The 10,552-nt window shown below is 67.5% G+C and carries 8 protein-coding genes; 2 read left to right on the top strand and 6 right to left on the bottom strand.

What is annotated here, in order from left to right; genetic code table 11:
• Positions 1–12: 12 nt before the first annotated feature.
• From HMPREF9056_RS08310 to HMPREF9056_RS08285, 6 genes are all read right to left on the bottom strand, one after another.
• Positions 13–1,581 carry an acyl-CoA carboxylase subunit beta gene (locus HMPREF9056_RS08310; RefSeq protein ID WP_009404389.1) on the bottom strand — a complete coding sequence of 523 codons (1,569 nt, stop codon included), beginning with the start codon at positions 1,579–1,581 and terminating at the stop codon, positions 13–15.
• Between the two features lie 54 nt (positions 1,582–1,635).
• The gene (locus HMPREF9056_RS08305; RefSeq protein WP_034514314.1) at positions 1,636–3,483 is read right to left on the bottom strand and encodes a biotin carboxylase N-terminal domain-containing protein; all 1,848 of its coding nucleotides are present in this window, start codon (positions 3,481–3,483) and stop codon (positions 1,636–1,638) included.
• 358 nt (positions 3,484–3,841) lie between these two features.
• Complete coding sequence (gene rpe / locus HMPREF9056_RS08300) at positions 3,842–4,531, bottom strand: ribulose-phosphate 3-epimerase (RefSeq protein WP_009404386.1); 690 nt, start codon at positions 4,529–4,531, stop codon at positions 3,842–3,844.
• Between the two features lie 45 nt (positions 4,532–4,576).
• The gene (locus HMPREF9056_RS08295) at positions 4,577–5,968 is read right to left on the bottom strand and encodes an RsmB/NOP family class I SAM-dependent RNA methyltransferase (protein WP_009404385.1); all 1,392 of its coding nucleotides are present in this window, start codon (positions 5,966–5,968) and stop codon (positions 4,577–4,579) included.
• Positions 5,969–6,201: 233 nt separating this feature from the next.
• Complete coding sequence (fmt, locus tag HMPREF9056_RS08290; RefSeq protein WP_009404384.1) at positions 6,202–7,170, bottom strand: methionyl-tRNA formyltransferase; 969 nt, start codon at positions 7,168–7,170, stop codon at positions 6,202–6,204.
• A 39-nt stretch (positions 7,171–7,209) separates the two neighbouring features.
• A complete protein-coding gene (locus HMPREF9056_RS08285) occupies positions 7,210–7,890 on the bottom strand; it encodes an HAD-IA family hydrolase (RefSeq protein ID WP_157185044.1) in 681 nt (226 codons plus the stop codon).
• Positions 7,891–8,239: 349 nt separating this feature from the next.
• On the opposite strand from HMPREF9056_RS08285, the gene arcA reads away from it, so the two are divergent.
• Positions 8,240–9,463, top strand: coding sequence for an arginine deiminase (gene arcA / locus HMPREF9056_RS08280; RefSeq protein ID WP_009404380.1), 1,224 nt, complete (start codon positions 8,240–8,242; stop codon positions 9,461–9,463).
• 78 nt (positions 9,464–9,541) lie between these two features.
• Complete coding sequence (gene argF, locus HMPREF9056_RS08275) at positions 9,542–10,549, top strand: ornithine carbamoyltransferase (protein ID WP_034514313.1); 1,008 nt, start codon at positions 9,542–9,544, stop codon at positions 10,547–10,549.
• Positions 10,550–10,552: the final 3 nt, after the last annotated feature.

Below are 10,552 nucleotides of genomic sequence, written 5' to 3'. Positions count from 1 at the left end.
GAAGACAGAGAGTCAGAGGGGGATGTTGTCATGCTTCTTGGGAGAGTCGGGGCGGGCGTCGTTCTTGGCGCGCAGCGCGGCCAGCGAGTCGATGATGACGCCACGGGTGTCCTCGGGGGCGATGACGGCGTCGATCTCCCCGATGGCCACGGCCTTGTCGGGGTTGATGACGGCGTCGGTGTACTCGGCCACGAGCCGCTCGTGCTCGGCGGTGGCAGCCTGCTCACCCTGCTCGTCGCGGACCTTGGCCAGGTCGCGGCGGTGGATGATGCCGACTGCGCCCGCGGCGCCCAGGACGGCGATCTCGGCTCCCGGCCAGCAGAAGTTGAGGTCGGCGCCGATGGCCTTGGAGCCCATGACGATGTAGGCGCCGCCGTAGGCCTTGCGCAGGACGATCGTCACCAGGGGCACAGTGGCGGTGGCGTAGGCGTTGATGACCTTGGCGCCGCGGCGGATGATGCCGGCGTGCTCCTGCTCGGCGCCGGGGCGGTAGCCGGGCACGTCGACGAAGGTGACCACCGGCAGCCCGAAGGCGTCGCAGAAGCGCACGAAGCGGGCGAGCTTCTCGGAGGCGTCGACATCTAGAGTGCCGGCGTCCACCAGCGGCTGATTAGCGACGATCCCCACGGGGTGGCCCTCGAAGCAGGCGAAGCCGACCACCACGTTGGCGGCGAACTCCTCCTGGACCTGGACGAGCTCACCGTGGTCGACAACCGCCGAGACCACCTCGACGACGTCATAGGCCTGGCGGGTGGAGGCCGGGACGATCTCTCCGACGCTGCGGGCGGCCTCGGCGTCGGCCTGGGAGTCGGCGTCGTCGTAGGCGTACAGGGGGGCGCTGACCCCGGATGAGGAGGGCAGGTAGGCCAGGAAGCTGCGGACCTGACCCAGGGCGTCCTCCTCGTCCTCGGCCACGTAGTGGACGACGCCGGAGACCGAACCGTGGATCCTCGCGCCGCCGAGGTCCTCGGCGCTGATCTGCTCACCGGTTGTGGCGCGTACGACGTCGGGACCGGTGACGAACATGTGGGAGGCCTGGCGGGTGGCGATGACGAAGTCGGTCAGGGCCGGGCTGTAGACGGCGCCGCCGGCGCAGGGTCCGAGGATGACGCTGATCTGCGGGACCAGTCCGGAGGCTGCGCAGGTGCGGTTGAAGATGCGCCCGTACTGTCTCAGGGCTCCCACGCCCTCCTGGATCTTGGCGCCGCCGGAGTCGATGAGTCCGATGACGGGGATGCGCAGGCGCAGGGCGTCGTCCAGGAGGCGAACGATCTTGTCGCCCTCGATGGTGCCCAGGGCTCCGCCGGAGACGGAGAAGTCCTGGGAGTAGACGGCCACCTGACGGCCGTCGATCTGCCCGAAGCCGGTGACGACGCCGGAGGGTCGGGCCTTGTCGCCGGCGCCCGAACCGGTGTAGCGGCCGATCTCCAGGAAGGTGGAGTCGTCCAGCAGGTCGTTGATGCGCTCCCGGGCGGTGCGCTTTCCCTTGGCGTGCTGCCGAGTGGCGGCGCGCTCCTCGGCCTCCCTGTCGACGCGGGTGATGCGCTGGCGGAAGGCCGTGGTGGAGGGCGAGTCCGCCATCGTGGCTCCCTGTGTCGGCGTGCTGGAGCCGGCGCTGGAGTCTGTGCTCACGGTTCAGGCCTCCTCGGGGCTGTTCTCGGGGGTGTGCATGCGCACCAGGACATCACCGGCGGAGACCGTGCGTCCGGCACCGACGGGGATCTCCGAGATGGTGCCGTCACTGAGCGCGTGGACGTAGTTCTCCATCTTCATGGACTCCAGGACCACGAGCAGATCGCCCTGACAGACCTGCTGGCCGGGCTCCACACAGATACGGGTGACGATCGCCTGCATGGGGGCGGCGATGACGCCGGGCTCGGAGCTGGTTGACTCGGTCTCGCCGGAGGCGCCACCGCGGGCCGAGCGCGTGGCCCCTCCGGAGCGACCGCGTAACGGTTGGGCCCGGTTGCTGCGCGGGCTGAAGCCGCGCGCCGGATTGGAGGGGGCGAGGATCCCGTCGGGAAGGGTCAGCTGCATCCGGCGGCCATTGAGCTCGATGATGTAGCTGGAACGGGTACGCGGGTTGGTGACCGCCTCCTGGGCGGCCTGAGAACCGTCGGCGTCTGCCGGAGCACCGGCGTCAGCGAGATCGGGCAGCACCTCGTTCTCGATCCACCGGGTCGTCACCGTCAGCCGTCCGGACTCGTCGGGCGTGGTGAAGTCGGAACGCTCCAGGACCTCGGCGTGCAGAGGGGTGCACACGGTGACGCCTTCGACGATCGTCTCGCGCAGGGCACGCCGGGCGCGGGCGATAGCCTGCTCCCGGGTGGCGCCGGTGACCACGATCTTGGCGAGCATCGGGTCGAACATGGGGGTGACGACATCGCCCTCGGTGACCCCGGACTCGATGCGGATACCGGGACCGGCCGGCCAGCGCAGGCGGGTGATGGCGCCCGTGGAGGGGGCCAGGCCGCGGGAGGGATCCTCGCAGGTGATGCGCAGCTCGAGGCTGTGGCCACGGGGCTCGTTGAGCTCGCCGAGGCGACCGCCCTCGGCGATGCGCAGCTGGACCTCGACCAGGTCGGTTCCGGTGACCTCCTCGGAGACGCAGTGCTCCACCTGGAGGCGGGGGTTGACCTCGAGGAACCAGACATCGCCCTCAGGGGTCAGGAGGAACTCGCAGGTGGCCACCCCGATGTAGTCGACCGTCTCCAGAAGGCGGCGGGAGGCCTCGACGAGACGGTCGTGAACGTCCTCGGGCAGGAAGGGGGCCGGGGCCTCCTCGAGAAGCTTTTGGTTGCGTCGCTGCAAGGAGCAGTCGCGAGTCGAGACGACGGCGAAGCCGCCGTGGGAGTCCCGGGCGCACTGGGTCTCAATGTGGCGCGCGGCGGTGACGAAGCGCTCCAGGATGAGGGTGCCGCCACCCAGCGCCGCGGACTCGAAAGCGGGGGTGGACCTGACCTCGTCGTCGTTGTGCAGAACGGTGATGCCACGCCCACCGCCGCCGTCGGTGCGCTTCAGGGCGACCGGATATCCATGGGTGGCGGCGAAGTCGATGACGGTTCCGGCGTCGGTGACCGAGTCGGTGATGCCGGGGACGGGAGCGACCTTGGCGCGCTCGGCGGTGGCGCGGGCGCTCATCTTGTCTCCGAGGGCATCCATGGCCTCGGGCGAGGGACCAACCCAGGTGATACCGGCCTCGATGATTGAGCGGGCGAAGTCGGCGTCCTCGGACAGGAAGCCGTAACCGGGGTGGATGGCGTCAGCACCGGTGGTGCGGGCCAGCTCCAGGACTGCCGCCGCGTCGGTGTAGGACGACCCCTCGGGCAGCGCGTAGGCCTCGTCGGCGAGCTCTGCCGCCGGGCTCATGAGGTCCTCGGGCGTGTACGGAAGAATCGATGTCGCCCCGAGATCGCGGGCGGTTCGCACGATACGTAGTGCGATCTCACCGCGGTTGGCGATGAGGATGCGGGAGAGGGTCACCAAGAGTCTCCTTGCCTGGACAGTGCCGGGTTGGCGGCGGGGCCCTCCATGGGCCCGGGCGATGGATCCGTGCCTTCCCTACAAGCGCAGGTTGAAGGATCCGCTGGACGACGACGTTACGTGGTCAGGGCACCACAATCCATTTGTGGAAACCTCACAAAGACTGGGAGTTGCGTTGGTGTAACAACCGAGACCCCAGCAATGGTGCGGCATAACGGGCGCCTCACAAAGGTGGTTCCCACCCCCTGAGGGCCTTTGAGGTTTCCCACAAGGATGGTGGGGAGGGACGTGTCTTCGCACCATCTGTCGCACCTGTCTCATGAGCTTCTCCTTTCTGAGGGGTGGGTCAGTTCCGCGATTAGCGGCAGGTGTCATTCCGGTGAGAGAAGGCGGCCTGGCGCAGCTCCGAGATGGCGGCCAGGGCATCGTCGGCCCGGTAGACCGCCGATCCGGCGACGAAGACGTCGGCCCCGGCTTCAGCAGCGCGCTCGATCGTCTGAGGGGTGATGCCGCCGTCGACCTGCACGCGCAGGTCGAGCCCGCCGTTTCCCACAAGCTCGCGGGCGCGGCGGATCTTGGGCAGCATCGGCTCGATGAAGGACTGGCCCCCGAATCCCGGCTCCACGGTCATGAGCAGAAGGAGGTCGAACTCCCCCAGCACGTCAGCAACGGCTTCCAAGGGGGTGGCGGGTCTCAGCGCAATGCCAGCGCCTGCGCCGAGCCGGTGAAGCTCGCGCGCCAGACGGACCGGGGCCGTGGTGGCCTCGGCATGGGGGGTGACGACCTGACAGCCGGCCTCGGCGTAGGCAGGGGCCCAGCGATCGGCGTCACAGATCATGAGGTGGGCGTCCACGGGCAGTGCGGTATGGGCAAGGACCGCCTCAACCACCGGCAGCCCCCAGGACAGGTTGGGCACGAAGTGGTTGTCCATGACATCGACGTGGATCCCGTCCGCGCCCCTGGCGCCGTCGTCTCCTGTGACCCGGTCGAGCTCGTCGGCCAGATGGGCGATATCGCAGTTGAGGATCGAGGGGTGGATGGTCGTCATCGGGATGCTCCTCACGAGGTGCTGGTGACCTGGTGCTGTGATACGTCAGCTGGTGCGGCGCAGCAGGGCGCAGAACATGGCGTCGGTGCCGTCGAGGTGGGGCCAGAGCTGAAGCATCTCGCGGTCGGCTCCGGCCGGCGGCTGAGGAGCCAGACGAGTGGCGACGTCTCCGGCGTGCAGGATCTCGGCACTCAGGCCCTGACGCTTCAGGAGGCGGGTGACGTCCCGAACCACAAGGCTCGTCTCGAGGGCGTGCGGTGAGCAGGTCACGTAGGTCACCACTCCCCCACGCCGTACAGCGTGCAGGGCACTGGTCAGCAGCTCGCGCTGGAGCTCGGCCAGGACGGCGACATCTTCATGCCTCCGGCGCCACCTGGCCTCCGGCCGACGACGCAGCGAGCCGAGTCCCGTGCAGGGCGCATCGACCAGGACCCGGTCGTAGCAGTCCGGTTCATCGCGTCCGACATCCCGTCCGTCCCCGCAGCGCACATGGACCGTGTCCTGCGGCACCGCACGCAGGGCGGAGCGCACCAGGTCGGCCCGGTGGGGACTGATCTCATTGGCGAGCAGGTGGGCGCCCTTCTGACCGGCCCTGGCGGCCAGCAGAGCCGCCTTGCCGCCAGGGCCGGCGCACAGGTCGAGCCAGCGCTCGTCACGCCCTTCGAGAGGGGCCTCGGCGGCGATGAGCGCCACCAGCTGACTGCCCTCGTCCTCGACCCCGGCCCGGGAGTCCCTGATCGCCTCGATCCTGCCGGGATCTCCTCCGACCATGACAACGGCGAGCGGGCTGATCCTCCCCAGGCGGGGTTCGACGTCGTGGACCCGGTCGGCCTTGCGAGCGATCTTGGCCAGGGCCTCAGGGGCGATGAGACCGGGCCGGGCGCACAAAGCCACCTCGGGGTCGGTGTTGTCGGCGACCAGGAGCGCCTCCAGCTCGTCGGCACTGCGACCGTGGGTGGTCAGGGCCTGGCGCAGCGCCTTGACGATCCACTGTGGGTGGGACTGGGTACGCGCCAGGGCGACTGTCTCATCAGGGGCGCTCTGGCGTAGGTCGTTCATCCAGGCGTCCAGGTCCTGACCGCTGAGCCGGCGCATGATCGCGTTGACGAAGGTGGCGGCACCGCGACCGCAGGAGTCCGCCGCCAGGTCGACGGTGGTGCTCACGGCAGCGTGCTGAGCCACTCTCATCCCCATGAGCTGGTGGCACCCCAGGCGCAGGACGTCGAGCACGGTCGGATCGATCCTCTCCAGGGTCCGGTCCGTGCAGGAGCTGATCATCGCGTCGTAGCGTCCCTGGAGGCGCAGGGTTCCGTAGGTCAGAGCCGTGGTGAAGCCGGCATCGCGGCGGTCCAGGTCGGCGGAGTCCAGCAGCTCGGGCAGGAGGAGGTTGGCGAAGGCGTCGTCGCGACGGACACGGGTGAGCGCCTCCAGGGCCACTCGGCGCGCCGAATCCGACCTGCGTTGAGGGGCCTGCGACCGCACACCCGCTCCTGCGCCGTCTGACGTACGGGATCGCCTGCCTCGACCACGTCCACCCCCTCGGCCGCCTCCGCTACCCCGTTCACTGCGTCTCATGTCCTCGCTGCGGTTGCTGCGCCGTCCACCGGCTCCACCGCCGCGACGCCCACCGTGGCCACCTGACGTGTTTCGACGCATCGGCCGCTCCCCCATCAGCCGTCCCCTTCGCCGTCTTCGGACGCCGGGGCCCCCAGGACGGTCCCCACCCCCGGACGGGCGCCACGAGCCCAGGCATCCGCAGCCATCCAGCTGCGCCCGGCGGGTGCGACCTGTCCCAGGCGCACGGCGCAGCCTCCGGTCCCCACAAGGACCTCGCGCTTGGTGGCACGTATCTGACCGGGCAGAAGATCAGTGACCTCCGGAACTGGGGTGACCGGCCCCAGACGGAACCTGGCCCCGAGATAGGTGGTGTGCGCACCTGGCGCCGGGCTCACTCCCCGGATTCTCCGGTCGATGGTGAGCGCAGGATCGTCCCAGCGAACCTCGCCGTCGGCGGTGGAGAGCATCGGAGCCAGGGTGGCCAGTTCGTCGTCCTGCGGCTCAGGGCGCACGCTCCCGTCCTCGACCGAGCCCAGGACGTCGAGAACCAGAGAGCTCCCGGCTCGCGCCAGTCGCTCCAGGAGGTCCCCGCTGGTGTCGGTCGCGCCGATCGCCTCGGTGATGCGGCCGTAAACAGGGCCGGTGTCGAGACCCTCCTCGAGGCGGAACACGCAGGCACCGGTGATCTCCTCACCGGCGATGACCGCCCGTTGGACAGGGGCGGCTCCGCGCCAGGCCGGGAGCAGGGAGAAGTGGAGGTTCAGCCATCCGTGCTCAGGAACATCCAGCAGGTCGGCCGGGATCAGACGCCCGTAGGCAACCACGACGGCGACGTCGGCATTGAGCCCTCGTACCCAGTCAGGCACCTCATCAGCAGCCTCGCCCTTGAGCGTGGTCGGAGTGCGCACGTCGAGACCGGCTTCACGAGCCGTGGCGGCCACCGGCGAGGGATGCAGTGAGCGACCACGGCCCTTGCGGGCGTCCGCACGGGTGAGGACGCCGACGACGTCGTGCTCACTGGCGATGAGGGCCTCCAAAGTGGGAAGGGCCGCCTCAGGAGTTCCGGCGAAAAGCACACGCATGGGGCCGAGTCTACGGCTCCACGCCGCCGAACGCGGGGTTCACTGCCGCCCCGGCGTGGGAAGCAGGCCCAGTGAGATCAGTGCGGCCCGTAGCCGTCCCGCACCGGAGAAGCGGTGCACACGCAGGCCCAGCCGGTCGGCGGAGTGGATGTTGACCACCGAGTCGTCTACGAACAGGGTGCTGGCGGCATCGAGACCATAGCGCTCCAGAAGCAACTCGAAGATGGCAGCGTCGGGCTTGGCCAGGTGCTCACGTCCGGAGACCACGATGCCAGCGAACTGCTCGAGCTGAGGCACCAGGAGTCGGGCCTGCTCGAAGAGGCTGGAATCGAAGTTCGTCAGCCCGTACAGCACCACCCCCGCCTCGAGAAGATCATCGAGCACCGACGCCATGCCGGGCACGGGGCCTGTCAGTGAGGCCGTGAAGCGCTCGCGGTACAAGGCGAGGATCTCCGTCCAGTCAGGGCGGTCCGGGTGTGCGCGGGCGTAGTCGGCGAGCACCTGCTCGAAGGGCTCTCCCAGGTCCAGTCGCTCGTTCCAGGCGAGGAAGTTGCCGTCGGCCACGAACTCCTCCCAGTCCTCCTCGGAGACGTGTCCGGCCACAGCGGCCATCGGCTCCCAGGCGTACAGGACATTGCCGTAGTCGAGGACGACAGCGTTCACGGACTCAGAATCTATCTCGATGGCAGTGGCGGAGGTGGAGGAGCCGGGCTCGGTCATGCTCGGCATCCTTCCACGGTTCCCCGCAAGAGTCCCGCTCATGGTGGCCCTGGATGGGATCCTCGTTTTTGTACGGCTTCTACCAACGCGGGGGCATGTCGACTGTAAGGCAGGACACACCTAGCAATCCCATCGAAAGAGCACACACCTCATGGGATGAATGTCACGCCTTGACGACGGTTGTTCACGCAACTTGCCTCGAACTCAGTTCCGCCAAGAGGTTTCCAACCCTCTGTGAGTCTGGTACGCTCGTACTAATCCGGTACGGGCGTACCACTTCAATCGTCAGAGCGCGTGATACGCGTCATGGTCCACATCAACGACACAGTGCAGTGTCAGAGAGGGAGTCATGGATCTTTCCGTAGATTCCGAAATCGGGAGGCTTCAGCAGGTCATTCTGCACAGGCCCGGCAGTGAGATGCTTCGACTCACCCCACAGAACAAGGAGCACCTCCTGTTCGACGATGTCCTGTGGCTGGAGCGGGCCCAGGAGGAGCACGACCAGTTTGCACGCGTACTGACCGACCGCGACATCGAGGTGCTTTACCTCAGTAACCTTCTGGCCGAGACCCTGGAGGTACCCGAGGCTCGGGACTACGTCCTGGACCGAGTCGTCAATGAGAACACCAATGGCCCCAGTGCCGCCGAGCCGCTGCGCGCTCTGGCTCAAGGGTTGTCCGGGGCGGACCTAGCTGAGGTGCTCATCGCTGGCATCACCAAGGCTGAGTTGCTCGAGCGCGTCTCCTGTCCGGACTCGCTCGTACTAGCCTCCATGGACGACGATGACCTTCTCCTGGCTCCGTTGCCCAACCACCTCTTCACCCGTGACACGTCCTGCTGGATCTATAACGGTGTGTCCATTAACTCAATGATGATGCCGGCCAGGCAGCGCGAGACCATCAACTACGAGGCGATCTATCGCTGGCATCCCAGGTTCGCGAACGCGAGCTTCCCCGTGTGGTCCGAGGGTACCCAGGCCGGCCCCGCCACCGTCGAGGGAGGCGACGTCCAGATCATCGGCAACGGCGCCGTACTGGTCGGCGTCTCGGAACGCACCACCGCCCAGGGCATCGAAAGACTCGCCAGTAGACTCTTCGCCGGAGGGAAGGTCAACCGGGTCGTCGCCGTCGAGATGAGCCGGACGCGCGCGCAGATGCACCTGGACACGGTCATGACCATGGTCGATGTCGGCACCTTCACCATCTATGGAGGTCTGGGGATGCTGCCAACGCTCACCCTTCGGCCGGGCGACGGCGGGCAGATCAACGTCACCCGTAACGACCCTGAGGACATGTATCGCGTCATCGCCCAGGCACTGGGCATCGACGACCTCACCGTGCTCATCACGCCTCAGGACTCGATGGCGGCAGCCCGTGAGCAGTGGGATGACGGTTCCAACTCGCTGGCCATCGCCCCGGGCGTCATCGTCGCCTACGAACGCAATGTCAACACCAATGAGTACCTCACCTCCCGCGGTATCGAGGTCCTGACGATCCCGGGCTCGGAGGTCGGGCGCGGGCGTGGCGGCCCGCACTGCATGAGTTGCCCAATTCTGCGGGACCCGGTTGTCTGAGCCGATCCCCCATCTGCGCCTTCGGCGTCAATGAAGAAACCCCATCACCCGCTCACCCCCTTAGACGAAGGAGTCCTCATGACCCACCCCCTGCACAACCGCAGCTTCCTCAAAGAGCTCGACTTCACCGCAAATGAGTGGGGCACCCTGCTCCAGCTGGCGGCTCAGCTCAAGGAGGACAAGAAGGCCGGCCGCGAGGTGAAGCGGCTGACCGGCAAGAACATCGCACTCATCTTCGAGAAGACCTCGACTCGCACCCGCTGCTCCTTCGAGGTGGCCGCCTACGACCAGGGAGCCCAGGTGACCTACCTGGACCCCTCGGGCTCGCAGATGGGGCACAAAGAGTCGGTGGCGGACACCGCCCGGGTCCTGGGCCGCTTCTACGACGGCATCGAGTTCCGCGGCAAGAAGCAGGAGCACGTCGAGGCTCTGGCCGAGCTCTCGGGCGTGCCGGTGTGGAACGGGCTGACCGACGAGTGGCACCCCACGCAGATGCTCGCAGACCAGATGACCATGCTGGAGCACGCGGGCAAGCCGATTGAGGAGATCTCCTTCGCATACCTCGGGGACGCCCGCAACAACGTGGCCAACTCGCTGCTCATCTCAGCCGCGCTCATGGGAATGGATGTGCGGATGGTGGCTCCCAAGGAACTGCAGACGCCTCCCGAGGTGGTGGCCCAGGCCCAGAAGCTGGCGGAGAAGAGTGGAGCTCATATTCTCGTCACCGACAACGCTGCAGAAGGCGTCAAGGGAGTCGACTTCCTCTACACCGACGTGTGGGTCTCGATGGGCGAGCCCAAGGAGGTCTGGGACCAGCGCATCGCCCTGCTGCGCCCTTACCAGGTCAACGCCGAGCTGGTCGAGGCCACCGGCAATCCCGACGTGAAGTTCCTCCACTGTCTGCCGGCCTTCCACGATCGCAACACCACGGTGGGTGAAGATATCTTCGCCAAGACAGGCATGGAAGGCCTGGAGGTGACCGATGACGTCTTCGAGACCGAGCGCAACGTCGCCTTCGACCAGGCCGAGAACCGTATGCACACCATCAAGGCCGTCATGGTCGCAACCCTCGGAGAGTGGGACTGAGTC

Source organism: Actinomyces sp. oral taxon 170 str. F0386, assembly GCF_000195595.1.
In the GTDB taxonomy this organism is placed as follows: Bacteria; Actinomycetota; Actinomycetes; order Actinomycetales; family Actinomycetaceae; genus Actinomyces.
This window is presented reverse-complemented; position numbering and strand designations above follow the sequence as displayed.